18 protein-coding genes are annotated in these 22,325 nt (G+C 71.0%); 8 read left to right on the top strand and 10 right to left on the bottom strand.

Annotated elements, in window-relative coordinates; genetic code table 11:
- Positions 1 to 72: 72 nt before the first annotated feature.
- The 3 genes from lysA to ACFXOM_RS16180 are packed head-to-tail and all read right to left on the bottom strand — an operon-like array spanning position 73 to position 3,677.
- Positions 73 to 1,353, bottom strand: a complete 1,281-nt coding sequence (gene lysA / locus ACFXOM_RS16190) for a diaminopimelate decarboxylase (protein ID WP_385038219.1) — start codon at positions 1,351 to 1,353, stop codon at positions 73 to 75.
- Positions 1,343 to 2,722 (bottom strand): hypothetical protein, encoded by a 1,380-nt coding sequence (locus ACFXOM_RS16185; RefSeq protein ID WP_384929137.1) that lies wholly within the window; start codon positions 2,720 to 2,722, stop codon positions 1,343 to 1,345. Before ACFXOM_RS16185 ends, lysA begins: the two co-directional genes overlap by 11 nt.
- A 25-nt stretch (positions 2,723 to 2,747) precedes the next feature.
- Positions 2,748 to 3,677 (bottom strand): 3-oxoacyl-[acyl-carrier-protein] synthase III C-terminal domain-containing protein, encoded by a 930-nt coding sequence (locus tag ACFXOM_RS16180; RefSeq protein ID WP_384929139.1) that lies wholly within the window; start codon positions 3,675 to 3,677, stop codon positions 2,748 to 2,750.
- Positions 3,678 to 4,160: 483 nt separating this feature from the next.
- Here ACFXOM_RS16180 and ACFXOM_RS16175 point away from each other — a divergent pair, with 483 nt between their 5' ends.
- Both ACFXOM_RS16175 and ACFXOM_RS16170 read left to right on the top strand, forming a co-directional pair.
- Entirely contained in the window at positions 4,161 to 5,204 is a 1,044-nt protein-coding gene (locus ACFXOM_RS16175) for a hypothetical protein (protein WP_384929142.1), read from the top strand.
- A gap of 534 nt (positions 5,205 to 5,738) precedes the next feature.
- A complete protein-coding gene (locus ACFXOM_RS16170; protein WP_384929145.1) occupies positions 5,739 to 6,575 on the top strand; it encodes a BTAD domain-containing putative transcriptional regulator in 837 nt (278 codons plus the stop codon).
- Here ACFXOM_RS16170 and ACFXOM_RS16165 read toward each other — a convergent pair.
- The 5 genes from ACFXOM_RS16165 to ACFXOM_RS16145 all read right to left on the bottom strand — a co-directional run bounded on the left by ACFXOM_RS16165 (position 6,463) and on the right by ACFXOM_RS16145 (position 12,433).
- The gene (locus ACFXOM_RS16165) at positions 6,463 to 7,341 is read right to left on the bottom strand and encodes a 4'-phosphopantetheinyl transferase family protein (RefSeq protein WP_384929148.1); all 879 of its coding nucleotides are present in this window, start codon (positions 7,339 to 7,341) and stop codon (positions 6,463 to 6,465) included. The genes ACFXOM_RS16170 and ACFXOM_RS16165 overlap by 113 nt on opposite strands.
- Before the next feature lie 4 nt (positions 7,342 to 7,345).
- Positions 7,346 to 8,299 (bottom strand): ATP-binding cassette domain-containing protein, encoded by a 954-nt coding sequence (locus tag ACFXOM_RS16160; protein WP_384929151.1) that lies wholly within the window; start codon positions 8,297 to 8,299, stop codon positions 7,346 to 7,348.
- 3 nt (positions 8,300 to 8,302) lie between these two features.
- A complete protein-coding gene (locus ACFXOM_RS16155; protein ID WP_384929153.1) occupies positions 8,303 to 8,506 on the bottom strand; it encodes an MbtH family protein in 204 nt (67 codons plus the stop codon).
- 102 nt (positions 8,507 to 8,608) lie between these two features.
- On the bottom strand, positions 8,609 to 10,786 hold the full coding sequence (locus ACFXOM_RS16150; protein ID WP_384929156.1) for an MMPL family transporter: 2,178 nt from the start codon (positions 10,784 to 10,786) through the stop codon (positions 8,609 to 8,611).
- Positions 10,787 to 11,029: 243 nt separating this feature from the next.
- Positions 11,030 to 12,433 carry a sensor histidine kinase gene (locus ACFXOM_RS16145; RefSeq protein ID WP_384929159.1) on the bottom strand — a complete coding sequence of 468 codons (1,404 nt, stop codon included), beginning with the start codon at positions 12,431 to 12,433 and terminating at the stop codon, positions 11,030 to 11,032.
- Positions 12,434 to 13,008: 575 nt separating this feature from the next.
- On the opposite strand from ACFXOM_RS16145, the gene ACFXOM_RS16140 reads away from it, so the two are divergent.
- On the top strand, positions 13,009 to 13,242 hold the full coding sequence (locus ACFXOM_RS16140) for a response regulator transcription factor (RefSeq protein WP_384929161.1): 234 nt from the start codon (positions 13,009 to 13,011) through the stop codon (positions 13,240 to 13,242).
- A gap of 217 nt (positions 13,243 to 13,459) precedes the next feature.
- On the opposite strand, the gene ACFXOM_RS16135 is transcribed toward ACFXOM_RS16140, so the two are convergent.
- A complete protein-coding gene (locus tag ACFXOM_RS16135) occupies positions 13,460 to 14,554 on the bottom strand; it encodes a beta-propeller fold lactonase family protein (protein WP_385038216.1) in 1,095 nt (364 codons plus the stop codon).
- A 281-nt stretch (positions 14,555 to 14,835) separates the two neighbouring features.
- Here ACFXOM_RS16135 and ACFXOM_RS16130 point away from each other — a divergent pair, with 281 nt between their 5' ends.
- Positions 14,836 to 16,986 carry a sulfatase gene (locus ACFXOM_RS16130; RefSeq protein ID WP_385038213.1) on the top strand — a complete coding sequence of 717 codons (2,151 nt, stop codon included), beginning with the start codon at positions 14,836 to 14,838 and terminating at the stop codon, positions 16,984 to 16,986.
- A gap of 848 nt (positions 16,987 to 17,834) precedes the next feature.
- Here ACFXOM_RS16130 and ACFXOM_RS16125 read toward each other — a convergent pair.
- Complete coding sequence (locus ACFXOM_RS16125; protein ID WP_384944093.1) at positions 17,835 to 18,599, bottom strand: CDP-alcohol phosphatidyltransferase family protein; 765 nt, start codon at positions 18,597 to 18,599, stop codon at positions 17,835 to 17,837.
- 115 nt (positions 18,600 to 18,714) lie between these two features.
- Here ACFXOM_RS16125 and ACFXOM_RS16120 point away from each other — a divergent pair, with 115 nt between their 5' ends.
- From ACFXOM_RS16120 to ACFXOM_RS16105, 4 genes are all read left to right on the top strand, one after another.
- Positions 18,715 to 19,734, top strand: coding sequence for a zinc-binding alcohol dehydrogenase (locus ACFXOM_RS16120; RefSeq protein WP_384929169.1), 1,020 nt, complete (start codon positions 18,715 to 18,717; stop codon positions 19,732 to 19,734).
- Between the two features lie 102 nt (positions 19,735 to 19,836).
- Positions 19,837 to 20,235: a 6-pyruvoyl tetrahydropterin synthase family protein gene (locus ACFXOM_RS16115; RefSeq protein ID WP_384929170.1), complete on the top strand. Its 399-nt coding sequence runs from the start codon at positions 19,837 to 19,839 to the stop codon at positions 20,233 to 20,235.
- Positions 20,236 to 20,282: 47 nt separating this feature from the next.
- Entirely contained in the window at positions 20,283 to 21,365 is a 1,083-nt protein-coding gene (locus ACFXOM_RS16110; protein ID WP_384929671.1) for a glycosyltransferase family 4 protein, read from the top strand.
- On the top strand, positions 21,362 to 22,294 hold the full coding sequence (locus tag ACFXOM_RS16105) for a methyltransferase domain-containing protein (protein WP_384929172.1): 933 nt from the start codon (positions 21,362 to 21,364) through the stop codon (positions 22,292 to 22,294). Before ACFXOM_RS16110 ends, ACFXOM_RS16105 begins: the two co-directional genes overlap by 4 nt.
- Positions 22,295 to 22,325: the final 31 nt, after the last annotated feature.

Raw genomic sequence — 22,325 nt, 5'->3', positions numbered from 1 at the left:
GCACGAGGGGTGGTTGGCGGAGACCGCGTTTGGTCTCGGCCGGAACGCCGCCCCGCCGAGCCGTGCCCGAGTTCAGCCGGCGGCACCGGCGAACGGGTGGAGGTGCTGCTTGCGCATCAGGTCCTCGCACTCGTCCGGCTCGCGCACCACGTGCGCCTGGCCGTCGAGGACCAGGACCTCGGCGGGGTGTCCGTGGCTCAGGAACAGCACGGGGGACGCGCTCGGCCCGTACGCTCCCGAGCGCAGCACTCCGACGAGATCGCCCTCACGCACCGGGGGCAGGCTCGCCTTCTTGCCCAGCGTGTCGTTCGGCGTGCAGAGCGGACCGGTGACGTTCCAGCTCTCGGTGGGCTCTTCGTCCCAGCGATTAAGCAAACGGATGGGAAAATTCCGCTTCACGAACGACCCGATACCGACGGCGGCCATGTGATGGTTCGTCCCACCGTCCACGACGGCGAAGTTCTCCCCCAGGGACGTCTTGGTGTAGCGCACGCGAGCCACGTAGGTACCGGACTCGGCGACGAGGTAACGGCCCAGCTCCATGACCAGCCGGGTCGCCGGGTGCGCCCGGGCGAACGCGTCCAGCACGGGGTTGAGCCCCTCGGCCAGCTCCGCCAGGTCCAGGTCCTGCTCCCCGGGGAAGTAGGCCACCCCGAGACCGCCACCGATGTCGACCAACTCCAGCTCGAAGCCGTGGTGTTCGGCCATCCGCAGGGCCAGGGCCAGGATCTGCCGGGTGTTCTCGACGACCGCGGACCCGCTGAGTATGCGCGTGCCCATGTAGACCTGCACGCCCATCAACCGGGTGTGGGCCAGGTCCTTGCCGAGGGGCGGCTCGGCCAGCAGCTGGGCCTCGTCCATGCCGAACTGACGGGGCTTGCCGCCCATGGTCAGCCCGGAACCCTTCACCTCGAAACTGGGGTTGACCCGCAGCGCCACCGGAGCGGTCCGCCCGAGCTCGCCCGCCACCTCGTCGATGAGCTTCAACTCGGACAGCGACTCGCAGATCACGGCGTGGACACCGCTCTCGATGCACTCGGCCAGCTCTGCGCGGCTCTTGCCCGGGCCGAGGAAGATGATGTCCTCGGGGCGCACCCCGGCCCGGCGCGCGGTGCGCAGTTCGGTGAGCGACGAGACCTCCGCCTTCGCCCCGTGCGCGTGCAGCAACGCGCAGATCGACACGTTGGGGTTGGCCTTGAGCGAGTAGAACACCTCGAGGCGCGGATGGAGCAACTCCCGCACATCGGTGATGCGCTGCCGCAGCGCGTCGCCGTCGTAGAGGTAGAGCGGGGTACCGAAGCGGGCGGCGAGGACGGACACGTCCTGGCCCTGCACCTGGAATTCAGCGGTCACCGGATTCCCTTCCGAGGCCAGCGGCCAGGACGTCGGTCACCGCGGTGTCCAGGGCCGTCAGCTCCTCGGGAGAATCTCCGATGAGCATGCCGTACAGCCTGCCCGGGAACGGTCCCTCGGCACCCCGGCCCGCGTTGACCGTGGCGAAGTTGTTGATCACGAGGCCGGCGCCCCCGGGCGACGTGAGGAGTACGTCGTCGAGCAGGCGCGCGGCGGTCTGGTACGCGAGTGGCTCGTGGAGCGTCAGCGGGTAGTGCCGCGCGAGGGCGAACTGGCCGTCGCGCATGAGCTGCTCCTGCAGCCGCACCTGGTACGTGGACATGTTGTTGCGCGCGTTGATCTCGATCACCGGGTACACGCCGCCGGACGGGTCCAGCATGGCGTCCACGCCCACCACCCCGGCGTAGCCGTCGGCGGAGAGCTGCTCGCCCAGCAGCCGGGCCGTGGTGTGGATCTCGTCCACCTGCGCCGGGGAGAGGTCCGGGGGGAAGCGGTGTCCCATGTGGACGCCGTTCCTCGTCAGGGCCTCCTTGACGAAGTCGATGTGCACCTCGCGTTCACGCGAGACCGTGAACTGGTAGTTCAGATCGGCTCGTTTGTCGACGCGTTCCTCGATGACGAAGGCGACGCGGTCCGTTCCGGCCCGCTCCGCCCTGCTCACGACCATCCGGTGCAACCGCCGGAGCCTGTCCGGGCTCTCGATGGTCGAGATCCCCTTCCCCGAAACGCCGAAGGCCTCCTTGACGAGCACCACTGCGCCCGCGGCGAGGATCTCCGTCGCCGCGTCGACGGCGGCGGCGAACTCGGCGAGCGTGGAGCACGCCCACCCGCGGGGCTGTCGCAGCCCCAGGGCGTCGGCGACCCGCCGGCTGTAGACCTTGCTGTTCACGGACTTGCACAGGGCGGCCGGCGGTGCCGCCAGGGCGAGCCCGGTCTTCTCGGACAGCTCCTCCTCGGCCCCGGACACCCCGTGCGGGAGCATCAGCGCGCCCGCTGCGCCCAGGTCCGCGAGCACTCCGAGCAGCCGGCCGTCCGCGAGTGCGTCCTCGGTGACCGTATTGCCCGGGTCCTGCTCGCCGATCACGTGGACCGTGGGCAACTCCACACCCAGGTCGGTCAGATACCGCAGATAGGCGGGGTCGGGCTCCGTCTTCAGGACGACGTGGTCGTCGGCCGCGCCCAGCAACAGGGCGAACTCGTCCATGCGGTTGACCACGGCAGTGTTCACCCGGGAGGTGACACGGGGCAGCCCGGACTCGCCACGGGCCCACTGCTCCTCGACTTCGAAGTTCCCCAGGAACACCAGCGGCGCGGACCGGTCACCGGTCAGTGCGCGCTTCAGCCGTTCGTTGAATCCTGGTCGGTTCACGTGACTCCCCTGTCCACGCATTGCTTCAGTGCTCCACGACGAGGGCCGCGAAGCTCGCCCCGAGCCCCACCGAGATCATCACGTACCGGTCGCCCGGGTTCAGTCGCCCCAGTTCGCGCACCGTGGCGTAGTTGAGAAACGGGTCCGCACCGAAGCAGTGACCGGTTCTGGGAATGTTGTCCAAGAAGATGCGGTCGACCGGCACGCCGAGGCGGTCGGCCATGCGTACCCAGGCGACCCTGTTCACGTTGTGGGGCAGCACCAGGGAGACGTCCCCCATCGCCGTGCCCGCGTCGGCGAGCGCGGCGCCCACGGTCTCCACGAGCACGTCACCGTAGAGCTCGCGGAAAGCGGCGCCGCCCTCCTCGCTCATCACCATGCTCGGCTCGCCGACCGCCGCGGTCCTGACGGCGAAGCCCAGGACCCGGTCGCGCGGACCGCCCGACGACACCAGCACCGCGGAGGTGGCCTCCCCCGTGACCCCCATCCCCAGCAGGTGGTGCGCCACCCGGGAATAGGCCTTCTCGCCCACCAGGACGAGTGCCAGCGCATCCGGGTCCTCGTCCTCGGCCAGCAGCATCCCCGCCAGGTCGATCGCGAAGAGACCGGACGCACAGGCGTGTTCGGTCACCGCGAAGGTACGGGCGTGACCGAGTCCGGCTTCCCGGCGCACCTGCTGGAGCACGCTGTCCGGATAGGGCGACGGGGAGCGCTGCGTCCTCGGTCGGATGACGTAGCGCACCCGGTCCTCCTGTCCCCGCAGCAGGGACAGCTTGTCGAGGGCGGCCAGCAGGATGTCCTTCTCCGGCATCGTGTCGTCCCAGCAGATCTCCGATAGTCCGAATCCCCTGCCGTAGCGGCGCATTTCGCGGTCAGTCAGGCCGAGCGCATCCTGCAGATCGGCAAGGGAAACCTGTCGGGGCCAGTGGGTCGACACTTCGAGCAATGACGTCACAGCCGATCAGCTCCTCTCAGACGCAATCGACAGAAATGAACAGCATGGAAATATCCGGAAAGAGGAAGTGGTATCGCCGGGGGTCGCTCGGCGGATTTTCGCACCGAATGTACGTACGGCGGTACGCATTGCCGTGCACTCCATGGGACACGAATCAAGTTATCCGACCGGGTTGACGAACGGCTGACCGATTGCTGACCGACCGATGCCCGCCTATCACCGTTTCACCCGCCTATGGGCCCACCTTCGACCGCCCCATGTGGCCAGATGCGTGTCGGCCCTCGGAAGGCAGAGCCATACCCCCTGATACTCCGCATTCGTTCAGTTATGCTGCGCACAGCTCAGCACCGAGCGAAGCGGGGGTATGTTCATGCGCCTGCCATTGATGGCAGTTTCTGTCGCACGTGCGGCGCAATGTCATTCCACATGTTCCCTGCCGCTCCACTGGTCCCGCACACCATAGGCACGAGGCAAGGAACTCCCATGCCAAAGGAATCTCTGCTCTTCCTCAGCCGGCCGGATGTCTTGACCTGTCTGGACACCGTCGATCCGGTGGAGGTCGCCACCGGAGTCCTCCGCGACCAGGCCGACGGCCGCACGGAAATCCCGGCCGAGGGCTACCTCCCGTGGCACAACAGCGAGGGGGCCTACAGCCGCGCCATCGCCATGCTCGGGGCACTGCACCGACCCGAGGGCTCGGTCTACGGAATGAAGCTCATCAACGCATCGGTGAGCAACCCCGCCCGCGGACTGGAGCGGGCCGGCGGCCTCAGCTTCGTCTTCGACCCCGAGACGGCCCGGCCCCTGATGATCGCCGAGGCCGGCTACCTCAGTGCGATGCGCACGGCCGCGTACACCATGGTCAGCCTGCGCACACTGGGGCCGGAGAGCTGGGACGGCATCAGCCTGGTCGGCACCGGCACCCTCGCCCGTGCGCACCTCGACCTGCTGGCACGCACGTTCCCGGACGTCACGAACGTCGTCGTCTTCGACCTCTCGGCGGAGCGTGCGGCGGAGATGGTCAGCTGGGCGACGCAGAAACACCCGCAGTTGACCGTACGGACGGCGAGCTCCGCCCAGGAGGCGGTCGGGGCCAACCCCGTGACCGTCACCCTCACCACCAGCAACGACCCGTACATCCCCGCGGACTGGATCAGCCCCGGCTCCTTCCTGGCCCACGTCTCCCTCGACGACCTGACCGAGGAGGTGTTCCTCGGCGCACAGGCGGTCTTCGGCGACGACCTCGACCTGATCGAGGAGAACCCCCGCCGCATCCTCGGCCGGCTCCTCCAGGAGAAGAAGGTGGGGCGACCCGGCTCACCCGGGGCCCCACAGCACGGACCAGGCCGCACCCTCAACGGGACGCTGGGTGAGGTGCTGCTCGGCCGGATCCCCGCCGTCCGGCCGACGAACGGCTACGTCGTGAGCAACCCCTTCGGCATGTCCATCCTCGACGTCGGACTGATCGACGCCGTCCACCGCGCAGCGACCGAACGGGGCATCGGCCGGCGGCTCGAACTTCTGTGAAGTCACACGTCTGACAGGAACCGGGGCACCGGCGCTCCCCGACTGACCACCGAAAAGCGGAATTTTTGATTCATTGACTAATCGGTCAGTGTTGCAGAATTCGTCTACTGACACGCTGGTTAAGCGTGTTACCTTTCTCACTGGACTGGCGCAGGTGGCGAGGACGGGGAACGCCGGTTCACGGTATGCCGCCGCGCGGCACACCAGCGACGGGGGCACCGCAGCCAACAGGGAGGCGGGATTTCACGTATGCATGCGGCCAGGGAAGCGCAACGGACCGCCGCCGCCGTTCCGGGTGGTGGAACTCCATCATGCCCTGGCGATTCCCCGATCCGCAGCAGAGATCCAGCCGATTCATCTCCAAGGGCCCTCGGCAGCCTTGTGACGCCGCGCCGGCAGGTCTCCCGTTCCTTTGTCCTTCGGACGTCCGCGGTCGGGCACCGCGCTGCCGAAGACGAGCGACTCCGGCCTGGAGCAGAAGGATTCGAGTGCTTCCCCTGTCACGTCTAGTCGAAGCAAAGGTTTTTCGGATAGATGATGAACATCGCAGCTCAGCCAGTAGGAGTCGACCTCGAAGCATCACCCGCATTACAGATCCTCGGTCCGCTCCGCTTCTCGGTCGACAACCGCCACGGCACCATCGGCGCGAATCGGGTCCGCACCCTGCTCGCCGTCCTCGGACTCACCCCACGGGAAGTGGTGTCGATCGACTTCCTGGTCGAAGAACTCTTCGGTGAAATACCCTCGAAGAACCCCAAGAACGCCCTCCAGGCCAACATCCGGAGGCTCCGGAGCTTCCTGGAGCAGACGACCGGTGTCCCGGGCAACCTCCTGGTGCGGACCTCGAACAACGGGTACCTCCTCGACCTGCCGTCGGAGGCGGTGGACGCACGGAGGTTCGAGGCGCTGGCCGCCAAGGGCGCGGGTCTTGTGCGGGACCGTCCCCTCGAAGCCATCGCCGTCCTGGAAGAGGCATTACGCCTGTGGCGGGGTCCCGCACTGCTCGACGTGGCCGGCGGCCACCGCTGCCGGACCCAAGCGAGTCTGCTGAACAACCAGCGGGTGGCGAGCCTCGAAGACCTGTACGGCGCACGCCTCGCCGTGGGGGTCGACGACCGCAACACCGTGCAGGGCCTCGAACAACTGGCAGCGGAACACCCCGAACGCGAACGGATCTCCGAACTCCTGATGCTCGCCCTCTACCGCACCGGACGCCAGGGCGAGGCACTCGCCGCCTTCCAACGGGTCCGCAGTTGGCTCAAGAGCGAGCTGGGCCTGGAACCCGGGAAGAGCATGCGCCGGATCCAGCAGGCCATCCTCGCCCAGGATCCGGCGATCGACGCCCGTCCCTTCTCGGAGACGCTTCCCTGAACCGCCCCTGGCTCGTACCGCGTCCGGGGGGCACGTCGAGGGGGTGCTCCGTCCGGAACTCGAGCAGTCGGACGCCCCGTCCACCGTGCGCGGCGAGGGCCGCGGCGTACCCGTCGGGTGCGCCCAGATCCGCCAGCCGGAAGCGGGGCACGTCCGTCCTCTTCTCCCACGCGACCAGTTCGGCCCGCCCGTCGGCGGGCGAGACGGTGATCGCCCGCATGGACGACAGGACCCCCAGGCCCACCGTCTTGAGCAGTGCCTCCTTCCGCGTCCAGTAGACGCGGAACGCGTGTTCCCTCCGCCAGGGGACCACGGAGGCCAGGCTGGACAGCTCCGCTGACGAGAGCACCATGGCGGCGAGCCGCTCCGCGTACCGGCCGCCGGTCCGCTCGACGTCGACCCCCACGTCCACCCCCTCGGTCAGGGCCAGCAGCACCTGCCCACCCGCATGGGAGAGCGAGAAGCTGACCGGGCTCCCGGGCACTTCGGGCTTGCCGTGCGGACCGCCGCACCGACGGCAGCTCCGGGTGAACACCACCTCGTCCGGCCGTGAGTCGAGGCGGTGGCCGATCACCGCCCTGGCCAGCGCCCGACCGGTCACGAACCGCGCCCGGTCGGCGGGGTCGTGGAGCCGCCGGTAACGCTCCCGTTCCTCCGCGGTCAGCAGGGCCCGCAGCTCAGCTCCGTCCGTCGCGCGGGTCCACACGACCTGGCAGTCCACGGACCCACGCTGTAGCGCGACGTCTTCGACTCCTGCGGCGGCCACGGGCTCAGTCCTGCTGGTGCCCGGTCAGGCTCAGGAAGACGTCGTCCAGGGAGGGCCTGCGCTGGGCGAAGTCGGTGACGTCGACACCGGTCCTGTGGAGGGCCGCCGCGGCCTCGGCAACCCCCGCCAGCCCGTCCGCCAGTTGGATTCCGAGGACCCCCCTCCGCTCGTCCCTCGACACCTCGCCCACCATCAGGGGGCTCAACGCCGAAACGGCCTTCGGGAACAGGGCGGGATCGGCGAGGGTGATCTCGAGTCGTTCCTGACCGACCTTGCGCTTGAGCTCGTCAGCCGTCCCCTCGGCAACCACCTCGCCCCGGGCCAGCACGGCGATCCGGTCGGCGAGCGAGTCCGCCTCTTCCAGGTACTGCGTGGTCAGCAGCAGGGTGACCCCTTCGGCCACCAACTCCCGCACCACGGCCCACAGGGTGAGCCTGCTCGACGGGTCCAGTCCGGTGGTGGGCTCGTCCAGGAAGATCACCTCAGGCTTGCCCACCAGTGTGCTGGCGAGGTCGAGCCTGCGCCGCATACCGCCCGAATAGGTCCGCAGCGGGCGCCCCGCAGCCTCTTCCAGGCCGAAGCGGGCGAGCAGCTCCTCCGCCCTGGCCCGGGCGGCCCGACCACCCAGGTGGAGCAAGCGGCCGAGCAGTACCAGGTTCTCCCGCCCGGTCAACTCCTCGTCGACCGCGGCGTACTGGCCTGACAGGCCGATGCGTCGGCGGACCTCGGCCGGCTGGTCGCCCACGTCGAAACCCGCCACCGACGCCCGTCCTCCGTCGAACCGGAGCAGCGTGCTCAGGATGCGCACCGTGGTCGTCTTGCCGGCACCGTTCGGACCGAGAAGACCGAGCACCGTCCCGGGCGGTACGTGCAGATCGATCCCTCGCAGGACCTCGCGGTCCTTGTGCGACTTGCGCAGGCCCTCGACCTCGATGGCACCCGGGGTTCGCCCGCCCACGGGTCAGCCCCTGCGCTGGAGACTGAGCGGACGCAGGTCCGACCAGTTCTCCCGGACGTGAGCGTCGGCCGCTTCTCGGGTCGCCGAATCGAGCACGATCCGCCAGCCCGCCGGTACGTCGGCGAACGACGGCCACAGGCTGTGCTGGCCCTCCTCGTTCACGAGCACGTGGAAGACGCCGTCCGGATCGTCGAAGGGGTTGCTCATGGGACCACCTGCCGTCCGCTCGTCACTGTGGAATCCTCGTACCACTATGCTCAACGCTGCTGACGGCGGGCTGACATGCGGCTGAGCGCCGTCCCTGCGGGCTCAGACAGTGACCGGCCGCCTGGGCTTCCTCTCGGTGCCGACCACCACGGGACCGGTCCTGGCCGGCCACCAGTTCGCCCGGCCCAGGAGCTTCATGGCCGCCGGCAGGACCACGATCCGGATCACGGTCGCGTCCAGGACGATGGCCACGGCGAGACCGACGCCGATCTGCTTCATCTCGATGAAGCTCAGGGTCGCGAAGGTCGCGAACACGGCGACCATGATCAGCGCGGCGCCGGTGACCACACCGGCGGTACGTGTGATGCCGTCCACCACCGCGTTCCTGGTGGTCATCCCCGCGATCACGCCCTCCCTGATCCGGCTCACCACGAACACGTGGTAGTCGAGCGACAGCCCGGACAGGATGACGAACAGCAACACGGGCACCCAGGAGACCACGTGCCCGGTGGAGGTGAAGTCCAAGAGCCCCTCCGCCCACGTCCCTTGGAACACCAGGACGAGGATCCCGAGCGATGCGGACACGGACAGCAGGTTCAGCACGACCGTCGTCAGGGCCACGACCACGGACCGGAAGGCGAACAGGATCACCACGAAGGTCAGCGCGAAGACGGCCAGCATCACCCACGGCAGGGTGCTGCCGAGGTTCGTGCTGTAGTCCATGTCCTCCGCCTCGTCCCCGCCGACCGCGTACTCAGCGCCGGTGAGCCCCTCCATGGCTTCGGGGACGAGTGTTCCGCGGAGCCTCTCCACCGAGTCGCGTGCCTCGTCGGTCCCGCTGGGGGCTGAGATGCCCGCTTCGACGACGGCACCGCGCCGGTCCGCGGAGTAGCGGATCGCGGGTTTGGTGTCGTGTGCGAACAGCGGTTCCCGCTGGATCCGCGCCACCAGCCGTTCGAGTCGGCCGGGCAGGCTCTCGGCCTGCTCCGCCGGCACCCGGACCGCCACGACATCGGTACCGGCGCTCCCCGGGAAGGCCGCCATCAGGCGGTCGTAGGTCTGCATCGTCGACAACGAACGGGGGAAGTCGGCGACCTGCGTGGCCTTCAGGCTCATGCTCTGGATCGGCAGGGCCAGGGCGACGAGCGCCACGACCGCCAGGAGCAGGGAGGCGAGCGGGTGGTTGGTCGCCGGAGCGAGGAGCGCGTTCCAGATCCGCGGGCCCCCGCCCCGACGGCCCAGCCTCCAGACGAGCGGGACCCTCGGTCGGTCCACCGCGCGTCCCAAGAGGACGAGCAGGGCGGGGAGCACGGTGATCGCCGAGGCCATGGCCACCGCCACCACGAGGATCCCGCCCGTCACCAGTGCGGACAACATGAGGTCACCCGCGAGGTAGACGCCTGCCATGGAGAGGATCACGGCGATTCCGGACACGAGGACGGAGTGGCCCGACGTCGCCGCCGCGATGTTCACCGCGGAGGCCCGGCCGTAGCCGTTGGCGCACTCCTCGCGGTAGCGGCGCAGGTAGAACAAGCAGTAGTCGACGCCCACGGCCAGCCCCATCAGGACGATGACGTCCGCCACCGGGCCGGGGTCGGGGAACACGCGGGACGCCAGTGCCCACAGGCCCATCGCGGCCGCCACGGCCGACAGTCCGAGGAGGACCGGGACCCCGGCCATCACCAGGGCGCCGAAGATGAGCAGCAGGATCCCGAGCGTGATCGGGACGCTGATTCCCGTCGCCTTGCGCAGGTCCTTGCCGAGCCAGTCCTGGAACTCGGCCTGGACGGAGGCGGCACCGGTCTCCTGGACGATCACGTCCGGGTGCTGCGCCTGTGTCCGGGCCGTGACGTCCCTGATCGGCCCGACCCTGTCCTGTGCGGTGTCGGCGTCGCCCGCCATCGTGACCCGCAGCAGCAGCACGGTGCCCCCCTCGGAGGGGACCGGAGCGGACACCGACGCGACCCCGGAGGTCCGCTGCAGTTGCGACCGCAGCTTGGCGGCGGTGGCGGCAACGGCCCGCGTGACGCTGCCGTGACGGGGGCCGACCAGGATGTTCTCCGTCGCCGGGCTGCTCAGGCCGTTCTCCTCGACGAGCCTGCTCGCCTCGGCCGCCTGCCCCACCTGGAGGTCCAGATCGGTGGCCTTCCTCGGCTCGAACCTGCCGCCGGCGAGGAATGCCGCGGCAACCACCACCAGCCAGATCAGGACGGCGCGCCACGGATGGTGGGCACTCCACCTGCCCACGCGCCCCGCCACATTCCACTTGTTGCTTAACATCGCAAACGGTTCCTTCTGTTGAACCCGAACGTTCCGATTTCCGAGCTTCCGAGCGTCTGTTCCCACGGGTCCCGGTTTCGGGCATGCCTGACACGCCGGCGCCGTTCGAGGAGTGGCACGGTCGGCGCCGGCGTGGCGCAGGAACGATGGATGTTGTGCGGGGCGTCAGTCAGTCAGTAGGTGCGTCCAGTGGCCGCGTCGCCGGTTGTGCGTCAGGGGCGCACAACCGGCCCGTCGGGGCGGTCAGAGCGCGTGCCGGTCGTCAGCGTCGTCCTCCGACACCAGGTCGCACCTGATCTCGAAGGCCGCCATGGTCGGCCCACCTGGCGGGCTGCTCACCGCCAGCGCCCCGTCGAAGGCGGCCAGCCTGCGTTCGACACCCCGCAGTCCGCTGCCGCCGACGTCGGCGCCGCCGATCCCGTTGTCGTGCACCGCCACGCGGAGCGAGCCGTCGGCGTACCTGATGTCGACACCGACCTGCGTGGCCATGGAGTGCTTGACCGCGTTGCCCAGCAGTTCCGCGGCCGCGAAGTACGCTCCCGACTCCACCTGCGCGGGCAGTCGGCCCGGAACGGTGCCCGTGACCTTGACGGGGATGGTCAGTTCCAGGGCCAGGGTGCGCACGGCGTCCACCAGACCGCGTTCGGCCAGCAGCGGCGGATGCACCCCGTTCACGAGGTTGCGCAACTCCTCGAGGGCTTTGGTCGAGTTGTCCTTGGCTTCGTTGAGCAGGGCACGTACGGCCTGCGGATTCTGCTCGATGAGCGACTCGGCCGCCGACAGCGTCATACCGAGGGCCACCAGCCGCACCTGCGCTCCGTCGTGCAGGTCCCGCTCGATCCTGCGCAGTTCGTCGGCCTGCCGGCCCATGGCGTCGGATCGGGACGACGAGAGGTGCTCGACCCGCTTGGTCAGGGCGGCCCGGGAGTCCCGGCCCAGCATGAACCGGACCCAGCGACCGTGCGCGGCAAGCAGCGGACCGGGCACCAACCACAGGCCCACCACGATCTCCACCACGCCGAGCGCCGCCGCGAGGTTCGCGGTGCCCTGACCGACGACGGGGACGAAGGCGAACCACACTCCGTCCCAGGCGGTGGTGACCGGCTCCCACAGGAAGGGCAGCAGCAGCCCCCAGATGCCGTCGACGACGAGGAAGGCCGGCACAAAGCCCAGCGCCGGGCCGACCAGCGGGTTGACCAGCGTCCAGGTCAGGTCCCGCCACGTCGCGCTGTCCGTCAGCATCCAGAAGGCGCGCCGCCAGCCGGGGGCGGTGGCCATCTTGGCCGGCTCGGGGAGGTAGGGCGTCTCGACCCGCACGCCCGACCATGCGTGGGCCAGCCGTCGTTGCAGGTCGGCGGCCTTGCGCACCATGTCGAGAGCACCGGGCAGCAGGAACACGCCGATGCCGATGCCGACCAGGCAGAAGACCAGTCCCACCCACACCAGGAGCAGGCCCTCCGCGAGCGCCAGGCCGGTTAACGCGACGCCGCGCATCACCAGAGTGGTAGGCCGGACGAGGATCGACCGCTTCTTCCTCGGCGTGTCCGTAACGAGGCTCATCGCCGTGCCCCCAGTTCGTCGTTGCTGGATCACCATGTTGGAGTCCAGCATGAAGTGCGGTGCCGGAGAGTGCAGGGGTGCTAACACCACACCTTCCGAACTTCGTGGCGGCAGGGGCCGGCGCCCCTCGCACGCACCGCCGGATCCGCGCTCGGCCGGAAGTCGACGCGGGCCGGGGACGGGAGGGCAGCAGGACGGGGAGGGGCTGGACCGCACGCGTACGCGCCCACGGCGGTGCCCCGGCGGCCCCGCGCGCCGCGCACGGAGCTGTTGCCCGCCCGGGCGGCGCCGGAGGTCACGGTTCCCCCGACGGCCCTACCGCGCGCTCGCGTACCGGGGGGTCGATTACCGGGGGGCGGTCGCGCGAGGACACCCGCACGGGCGGCTGCGCCGTGCACACGGTCCTGCGGATCGGGGCTGCGCCGTCGATTTCCGCCCCAGGTCACGGGCTCGGCAGTGGCTCTGCGTAGCCGCGGGGGAACCTCGTGGTGTCTGCTCCGCGACCCCGCGGATGTGGCCTGTGACACGTCTGTGACAGTCGCCGGACACCGTCATGACGTCGGGCCCGCACTGTTTTCACATGAGGGCATTTCGGACATATGCCCCACTGCTTCCGAGGGTGTGAGCAGCGACGACCGTGCCGATCCGTCGGAGGAAATCCCATGAGCCTCACTCTCACCGCCACCGCGCACGCCGAGACCCCTGACATCGCACTGGCTCCCCGTGAGCGGGAGACGCTGCGACATATCGCCGCAGGACGAACGTACCTGCAGACCGCCCGCCACATGGGGCTCTCCAAGCACACGGTCGACGCCTACCTCCGCCGCATCCGGGCCAAGCTCGACATCAACAGCACGGCCGAGCTCACCAGGCTGGCCATTTCCCTCGGACTGTGACGCCCGGCCGCACGCGGCCGACGGGCTGGAGCCCGGAACGCTGCACCGGGAGTCCGACGCCAAGGGCGCACCCACGACGGTGCGCCCTCCTTCCTTTTACGGCCCCGTGGGCAGGAATCCCGTCGGGAGCCGTGCGCGGCGGAGACGGAAACGGGCGAGCGCCCCGTGGCTGCGCGCGGGGGCGGCCCCGAGGGGGGCACGCCCCTCGCCCGCAGTGTCAGGCCGGTCGCCACCGGTGCATCCCCCGGGTGATCGCCACACCGGTCGGCCCGTCCCCGACGGGAACCGTCCTGATCACCGCGTCGGTCACGGTACTGATCACGGACACGTCGTCCGACCCGACGTTGGTGACGTAGACCCGGGAACCATCCGGCACCACCGCCACACCGATGGACCCGTCGCCCGCGGGAACCGTCCTGATCACCGCGTCGGTCACGGTACTGATCACGGACACGTCGTCCGACCCGACGTTGGCGACGTAGACCCGGGAACCGTCCGGCACCACCGCCACACCGGCGGGCTCGTCGCCCGCGGGAACCGTCCCGATCACCGTGCCGGCCGCCACGTCGACGACCGACACGTCGTCCGAGGTCAAGTTGGTGACGTACGCGCGGGAGCCGTCGGGGGTGATCGCCACACCGGTCGGCCCGGAACCGACCGGGACCATGCCCGTGACCGCGTGTGTGGCCGTGTCGATCACCCACACGTCGTTCGTGCCGGCGTTGGCGACGTAGGCACGGGAGCCGTCCGGCAGAAACGCCACCCCCAGGGGGAAGGCGCCGAGCGGGACGGTGGCGACGACGGTGTCGGTGGCGGTGTCGATCACTGACAGGTCGTTCGAGCGGACGTTGCTGACGTAGACCGCGGAACCGTCGGGGGACACGGCCACCCTGCTGGGCTCGTCACCGACCGGAATGGTCCTCCTGACCTTGTTGCCGCGCGTGGAGATCACCGAGACCGTGTCCGCCCGGGACTCCGTGACGTAGACGCGGGAACCGTCCGGCGTGACGGCCGCGCTGTTGGGGCCGTCCCCGACGGGCACCGTGTCCGTGACCCTGTTGCGCCGGGTGTCGACCACCGACACCGTGTCCGCGTCGAGGTCGGTGACGTAGGCGAAGGTCCTCAGGGGTGTGGCGGCGGGGCGCGCGGTGACGGGGGCGGCCGAGGTGGCCATGGCGGCCGACAACAGCACCGCTCCGGCCGCGCGCACGGCCCATGACCGCGCCCCCGCCCGCCAGCGCCTGAGGTACGCGCCGGGGCGCCCCTGCGCGCGGGCCTGCTGGGGCGCCGCACGCCATCCGGTGACCGGCACGACGACCTCCTGCTGCACGGAACTGACGCACCGCCACCTGTGCCCCCGGGACCGACCCGACGCCGGTGGCTCCACCCGGCCGACGCTACGGCCCCGACCGGTAGCCCGGGATGAGGCTCGCCCAGCGAGGCCCCTCCACGCGCCCTTCTGAACCGAATCCGTCGGCGAACCGTACAGATGACTGCGGTCCCGGCCTCCCGGGCCTGGTCCGTCGTGCCGCCACCGGCCTTCGCACTGGAAGGACCTTCGGGTTGTCACTCTGGACGCGCTCCCGTCAGACGTTGGATACGGACAAAACCGCCGAGGCGGAACGCCCGGACCAGGACGCCGGCTCCCCCGGGCGGGCACCGGACAGCGACGTCACGGCAACGCGCGCCGTACCCGACGACGACACCACCGACCCGGACACCGCACCCGACGACGGCACCACCGCTTCGGACACCGCACCCGACGACGCCCCGGGGGCGGAGCCCGACTGCGCCGGCGGTAGGGGCGACGGAGCCGGTCGGGCCGACGGCCAGGTTGACTCCGCCGGTACGGAGGAGCGCGCCGCCGAAGACCGCCCTGACGACTCCGGTCCCACCCCCGAGAGCGACGCCGCCCCGGACACCGAACGAGCCCCTGTAGCCGCCGAACGAGCCGCCGACGCCACCACCGACACCGACACCGACGACGGTCCTCAGCCGGAGGCAGCCGACGTCCCCAAGCGACCCCGGCTGTCCCGGCTGACCAACGTCCTGGCCGTCGCCCTGGTCTTCTCCGCGCTCGTCCTGCCGAACAAATCCGGCTACCTCTCGCCCGGCGCCTTCACACGCATCCCCGTGGAAGGCCTCTTCGGAACGGCCCTGCTGCTCGTCGTGCCGCCGCGGACGAGGCGGTGGGCGACCCTGGTCGCGGGGGCGGGGCTGAGCGTGCTGACCGTCCTGAAGGTCCTCGACATCGGGTTCTACTCGGTGCTCAATCGACCGTTCGACCTCGTGCTCGACTGGGTGCTCTTCGACGACGCCACGTCCTTCCTCGAGGACTCCGTGGGCCGGGCCGGCGCGATCGGCGCCGAGGTCGGCGCCGTACTGGTCGTCGTCGCCCTGCTCGTGCTCGTCACCCTGGCCGTCGTCCGGGTGAGCCGCCTGGTGGAACGGAACCGTGCGGTCGCCACCCAGGGGACGCTGATCCTCGGGACGGTGTGGGTCGCCTGCGCGGCACTCGGTGTGCAGACGACCCACACCGGTCTGCCGCTGGCGTCCAGGACCACGGCCGACCTGGCCCTGGAACGGGTCCACCACGTGCGCGCGGGCCTGCGGGACAAGGGGGAGTTCGCCAAGGAGTCCTCCGTCGACGCCTTCCGGAACACACCGCCGGACAAACTGCTGACGGGGCTCCGCGGCAAGGACGTCATCTTCACCTTCATCGAGAGCTACGGCCGCAGCGCGGTCCAGGACCCGGCGATGGCCTCCCAGGTCGGTGAGGTGCTCGCGAACGGCACCGAACGGCTGCGTGCCGCCGGCTTCTCCTCCCGCAGCGCCTTCCTCACCTCCCCGACCTACGGCGGCGGAAGTTGGCTGGCCCACTCCACCTTCAACTCGGGCCTCTGGATAAAGAACCAGCAGCGGTACCGCAGCCTCACGTCGAGCGACCGGATGACCCTCACCAGCGCCTTCCGTAAAACGGGGGCCTGGCGAACGGTCGGCATCATGCCGGGCGTCACGCGTTCCTGGCCCGAAGGCAGGTTCTACGGCCTCGACCACGTCTACGACTCCCGCGACCTCGGCTACCAGGGGCCGAAATTCAGCTGGACGCCCGTGCCCGACCAGTACAGCCTCTCGGCCTTCGAACGCCTCGAACACGGCAAGCAGGGCCGGAAGCCGATGATGGCGGAGATCATCCTGGCGTCGAGCCACAACCCCTGGGCGCCGATACCCCGGATGATCGGCTGGAACGAGGTCGGCGACGGCTCGGTGTACGAGGCCATCAAGGGCGAGGGCAAAGACCCCCAAGAGGTGTGGAAGGACCCCGACCAGGTGCGCGACGAGTACCGGCGCGCCATCGAGTACTCGCTGAACAGCCTCATCACCTACGTGGAGAAGTACGGTGACGAGAACACCGTCCTGGTCTTCCTCGGCGACCACCAGCCCGTGTCGACCGTCACCCGCGGCCGTCTCGGCCGCGACGTCCCCGTCGCCATCGTCGCCCGCGACCCGGCCGTACTGGACCGGATCGCCGACTGGGGGTGGCAGGACGGGCTGAAGCCGGGTCCGAAGGCCCCGGTCTGGCAGATGGACGCCTTCCGCGACCGCTTCCTGAGCGCCTACGGCTCCACCCCCGGCGCCGCTGCCGCGCCGTCGCCGGCCCGTCCGTCCCCCACACCGACCCCGTCCGGCGCGGCCTCGGTCCGGCCGTCCTCCTCAACCCTCCCGGCTCCCCTCGACCGGTGACATGGCGTCACCGGAGGCCGGTCCGAACGGCGGAGGAGATCCGGCCGGTCCACGCGGCGCCCGGTCCTGGACGGACGGCGGCGGTCGGGCCGCGGAGGCCGGCCGGCGGGAGGCATTTCCGTGCCGGTGCGCGACGCCCTTGATCGCAGACCCGCGGAGTGAGCGGGGTGCAGGGGGCGTGTCCCTCTCGGGCGGCCGAGTCGCACCCCGATCCGGCCTCGACTGCCTCGCCGGTCGCTCGACCGCGGCAGACGGGGTGGGGAGCGGTCTCCTGCGGAAGGGGGTCCGCTGTGGGCGGTCGACGTACGCGCACCGGTGCGGTCGGGTCGGAGTCGGGTCGGGTCAGCGGTGCGCCGGCTCCGCCTCGGTCCCCGCCCGAACGCGGTGCCGGAATCGGCGTGCGGTGCGGCCACCTCCGTGCGGGCGCTCGGAACGCCACATCCAGCGCGGATCCGCGGGAGCGCGCGACGCCGGATCGGCGACGGCCGCCGGGGGCGCCGTGCTCATCGGGACGGGCCGAGGGCTGCCGATGTGCTGACGGGCGGACCGTTCAGGGCCCGCTGGGCTGGCCGCAAGCCGTTCCGGAAGAACGGCGCCGGCCACGGCAGCACCGACGGGCCGCCCCTCCGGGCCAGGACGACGGTCCCCACCGGGCCGGGCCGGGAGGCCCGCCGGACGGACCACCGGACGGTCGGACAGCACCGGGGCACCCATCCGGCTGACGCTGCCAGCGGAGGAGGGTCGTCGAGCGAGCCGTCGACGGTCGTGCGGGCGTGGGCCGCACGACGCGCGGGCGGGCCTCGTACGGGGCGTGGTCGAGCGACCGGGCGAAGGTGCCGACGGCGGCGTCAGACCCGCTCGTACACCGCGTCGCCCCGCGCCGTCTCCGCGTCCTCACGGATCCTCACCCGCCACAACGAGCCGATGTCGCGGGCGAAGGACCAGACGAGCAGGGCCAGCGCCCCGAGAACGGCCGCGTACGCGGCGACGACCGGGAGCAGCCCGGCCGCCGCCACCAGGAGGAGGACCCCCTGCAGCGCGGCCACCGTCTTGCGCGCCATGCTCGGCGGCAACGGCCCGTTCAGCCAGGGCAGCGCTCGGGCAGCGGCGACGAACGCGTACCTCATGGCGCCTATCAGCAGCACCCACGCGCCCAGTGACACGGCCACGTAGGTGCTGAGCACCAGGATGAGGAAGGCGTCGACCTCCATGTCGAAGCGTGCGCCGAGGGCGGACTCGGTGCCGGTGCGCCGGGCCACCTGCCCGTCGACCGCGTCGAGCACCAGGGCCACCGTGGTCAGCGCGACGAGGACCGGGACCGGCGGCGCGCTGACGAACGAGTCCGCGACGAGAGCGGTCACGCCTCCGACGAGCGTCGCCCGTGCCAGGGTTACGGCGTTTGCAGGACCGAACGGTTTCGGCGGCCAGGAGCGGCGCAGGGCGCGATTGAGCAGGACCCAGGTACCGATCGTGAACGCCAGTCCCGTCAGCCATCCCGCGGGACCGAGCCCCGTCGCCGTACCGAGCAGGACGAGCAGGAGTGTTTGTGCGCCCGCCCCCGCCGCCGCCTCCGGGCGCACCAGCCTCATGTCGAATGTCCCGCTCAGGGCCACCGCGCACCACCCTCCAGGCCGTGTGACAGATCTGCCGGGTGCCGCGTACCGTGTGCGGCCCCGTGATTATCAGAACGTGAACCATCACCCGAGCGTTCAAGCAGGAGGTCCGCCGATGGAGCGCATGGCACGCGCCTTCTGGCTCAGCTCGCCCGGAAGCGGCGAGATACGCGAGGTCCCGCTGCCGGAGCCCTCCGCCGAAGACGTCGTGGTGAGGACGCTGTGTTCGGGCGTGAGCCGGGGCACGGAGAGCCTGGTCTTCCGCGGCGAAGTGCCCGGGAGCCAGTACGCCGCGATGCGGGCGCCGTTCCAGGACGGCGATTTCCCCGGACCCGTCAAGTACGGCTACCTGAACGTCGGTACGGTCGAGCAGGGGCCGGCCGCCCTCGTGGGAAGGACGGTGTTCTGCCTCTACCCGCACCAGAGCCGGTACGTCGTCCCCGCGAGCGCCGTCACCGTCGTGCCCGACGGCGTACCCGCCGAACGGGCGATCCTGGCCGGCACGGTGGAGACCGCCGTCAACGCCCTCTGGGATGCGGCACCGCTGGTCGGCGACCGTATCGCGGTCGTGGGAGCCGGAATGATCGGCTGTTCCGTCGCCGCGCTCCTCGCCCGCTTCCCGGGTGTCCGCGTCGAGTTGGTGGACGCCGATCCCACCCGCGCCGACGTCGCCGATGCGCTGGGCGTGGACTTCGCGCTCCCGGGGGACGCCCTCCCGGACTGCGACCTCGTCGTGCACGCGAGTGCCAGCGAGGCCGGTCTCACCCGTTCGCTCGAGCTGCTCGCCCCGGAGGGCACGGTCCTGGAACTCAGCTGGTACGGCGACCGCAGGGTCAGCCTGCCACTCGGCGAGGCCTTCCACTCCGGCCGTCTGGTGCTGCGCGGCAGCCAGGTGGGACGCGTGTCCGAGGCGCGGCGTTCCCGCCGGACGTACGCCGACCGGCTCGCGCTCTCCCTCGCCCTGCTCGCCGACCCCGTCTTCGACGCACTCGTCACGGGAGAGTGCGCCTTCGAGGAGTTGCCGTCGGTGATGGCGGGGATCGCCGCGGGGGACCTCCCCGGGCTGTGCCACCGCGTCCGGTACGGCGCGACGTGGGCGGAAGCCCCCGCCCGGACCGCGAGCGGCGACTGCTGAACTTCGAGCGACCTGGGCCTTTGAACGCGCGGCGTGCCCAAGCCGTACTGAACGGCAGGGGCCGTCAGCGGCCAGATACGTCGGACCGGGAGGTCAAAGCCGTTGTTCAGCGTCACCGTCCGCGAGCACCTGATGATCGCTCACAGCTTCCGCGGCGAGGTCTTCGGCCCCGCACAGCGACTGCACGGAGCGACGTACCTGGTGGACGCCACCTTCCGCAGGCCCGAGCTGGACGACGACAACCTCGTCGTCGACATCGGTCTCGCCACCCGTGAACTGGGCGGCGTGGTGGGCGAACTCAACTACCGAAATCTCGACGACCTGCCGGAGTTCGCCGGGACCAACACCTCCACCGAGTACCTGGCCAAGGTCCTCGCCGACCGCCTCGCCGACCGTGTGCACGCGGGGGCGCTGGGCGAGGGAGCGCGCGGGCTGACCGGCATCACCGTCACCCTGCACGAGTCGCACATCGCATGGGCGAGTTACGAGCGGTCCCTGTGAACCGCACGTCCACCACCACGGCGCCAGGGCGCGCGGTGCGGATCGTGATGCCCGGCGGGGTCGACGACCCGGCCGCGCCGAGTGGCGGCAACACCTATGACCGCCGGGTGTGCCGGGACCTGCCGCAGGCCGGCTGGCAGGTCCACGAGCACACCGTCGAGGGCGACTGGCCACAGCCCGGAGCCGCGGCCCGCGCGGAACTCGCGGGCATCCTCGCGGATGCGGCGGACGGCACGCCCGTGCTGGTCGACGGGCTTGTCGCCTGCGCCGCTCCCGACGTCATCGTGCCGGAGGCCGAACGGCTGCGCCTGGCGGTACTGGTGCACCTGCCCCTCGGCGACGAGACGGGCCTCGCGCCCGAGGCCGCGAAGGTCCTGGACGCCCGTGAGCGCAGGGCGCTGCGGGCCGTGTCCGCGGTCGTGGCCACCAGCGAGTGGGCGGCCCGCCGGCTCGTGGACCACCACGGCCTCGACCCGCGCCGGGTGCACGTCGCCGCCCCCGGCACGGATCCGGGCCCCCTGGCGTCCGGCACCCCGGAGGGCGGGGACGGTGCCCCGCGTCTGCTGTGCGTGGCGTCGGTGACCCCGCGCAAGGGGCAGGACCGGCTGGTGGAGGCGCTGGCGACGGTCGCCGACCTGCCCTGGAGCTGCGCGTTCGTCGGCGGCCTCGGCCACGACCCCGGTTACGTCGCCCGGCTCCGCGAACTCATCGGTGCGCACGGCCTCTACGGCCGGATCCGGCTCGCTGGCCCGCGCAGCGGCGCCGAACTGGAGGCGAGCTACGCGGCGGCGGACCTCCTCGTGCTCGCATCGCGCGCCGAGACCTACGGAATGGCGGTGACCGAGGCGCTCGCCCGCGGCATCCCCGTCCTGGCAACGGCCGTCGGCGGTGTCCCGGAGGCGGTCGGGCACGCCCCCGACGGAAAGGTGCCGGGACTGCTCGTACCGCCGGACGACCAGCCGGCGCTCGCCGCGGCACTGCGCCGCTGGATCGCCGACCCCGCAGAACGCCGTCGGACGAAGACGGCAGCCCACGGCCGGCGCACCGCGCTGGCCGGCTGGGACACGACATCACGGAGCCTGGCCAAGGCACTGGAACAGCTCCGGCAGGAAACCCGGGAGGCAGCGTGACTGTGACGGACCGACCCCGCTACGCCCCGGAGTGGCTGGCCCTGCGGGAGGGGGCCGATGCCGCCGCCCGCGCGGCCGAACTCCTCGACCCGCTGCGCCAGCACCTGGCGGACGCGGACGGCAGCCGGCAGGACACTCTGGTGATCCGCGACCTCGGGTGCGGCACCGGGTCGATGGGGCGCTGGCTGGCTCCCAGACTGAACGGCCCCCAGCACTGGATCCTGCACGACCACGATCCGGACCTGCTCGAACTGGCCGCGGCCCGGCTGCCGCGCACGGCGGCCGACGGCAGTCCCGTCACGGTCACGACGGAGCGCGGTGACGTCGCAGGGCTGACCGCCGACGCGCTCTCGGGCACCTCTGTGGTGACCGCCTCCGCCCTGCTGGACCTGCTGACCCGCGAGGAACTGGACGGGCTGGTCGCGGCCTGTGCCGGGGCACGCTGCCCGGCGCTGCTCTCGCTCTCGGTGGTGGGGAGGGTCGATCTCGCTCCGGAGGATCCGATGGACGACGAGATCACGGACGCGTTCAACGCCCACCAGCGCCGTGAGGACCAGGGGCGTCGACTCCTCGGACCGGACGCGGTCGCGGCGGCTTCGGTGGCCTTCGCGCGCCACGGCATGGCCGTGCGGGTGCACACCAGCCCGTGGCGGCTGGGGCCCGTCGGTATCCCCGCGGTCGCCGGAGCGGCTGCCCCGCCGGTGCCCGCCGCCGACGCCGCGCTGATGGCCCGGCTGACCTCTGAGCTGACCGCGGAGTGGTTGCAGGGCTGGGTGGGTGCCGCCCGGGAGCAGCAGCCGGACCTGGGGGCGCGCGCCGATGCGTACCTCCGGCGGCGGCTCGACGCCTGCGCGGTCGGCGAGCTGCAGGTGGTGGTGCACCACAGCGACGTGCTGGCCCTCCCGGGGCCACGGGGCGGCACGTCGTGATCCGGGCGGTCCGAACACGCCTCGGCGTGCT

This window comes from Streptomyces sp. NPDC059169 (assembly GCF_042755225.1).
In the GTDB taxonomy this organism is placed as follows: domain Bacteria; phylum Actinomycetota; class Actinomycetes; order Streptomycetales; family Streptomycetaceae; genus Streptomyces.
Note: the sequence above shows the minus strand (reverse complement) of the source record. Positions and strands in the feature narration are given on the sequence as shown.

Excerpts from the sequence above, each read along its gene's own strand:
- ACFXOM_RS16175 (WP_384929142.1), top strand. The coding sequence starts at position 4,161 with ATGCCAAAGGAATCTCTGCTCTTCCTCAGCCGGCCGGATGTCTTGACC.
- ACFXOM_RS16170 (WP_384929145.1), top strand. The coding sequence starts at position 5,739 with ATGATGAACATCGCAGCTCAGCCAGTAGGAGTCGACCTCGAAGCATCA.
- ACFXOM_RS16155 (WP_384929153.1), bottom strand. The coding sequence starts at position 8,506 with ATGAGCAACCCCTTCGACGATCCGGACGGCGTCTTCCACGTGCTCGTG.
- ACFXOM_RS16150 (WP_384929156.1), bottom strand. The coding sequence starts at position 10,786 with ATGTTAAGCAACAAGTGGAATGTGGCGGGGCGCGTGGGCAGGTGGAGT.
- ACFXOM_RS16140 (WP_384929161.1), top strand. The coding sequence starts at position 13,009 with ATGAGCCTCACTCTCACCGCCACCGCGCACGCCGAGACCCCTGACATC.
- ACFXOM_RS16120 (WP_384929169.1), top strand. The coding sequence starts at position 18,715 with ATGGAGCGCATGGCACGCGCCTTCTGGCTCAGCTCGCCCGGAAGCGGC.
- ACFXOM_RS16110 (WP_384929671.1), top strand. The coding sequence starts at position 20,283 with ATGCCCGGCGGGGTCGACGACCCGGCCGCGCCGAGTGGCGGCAACACC.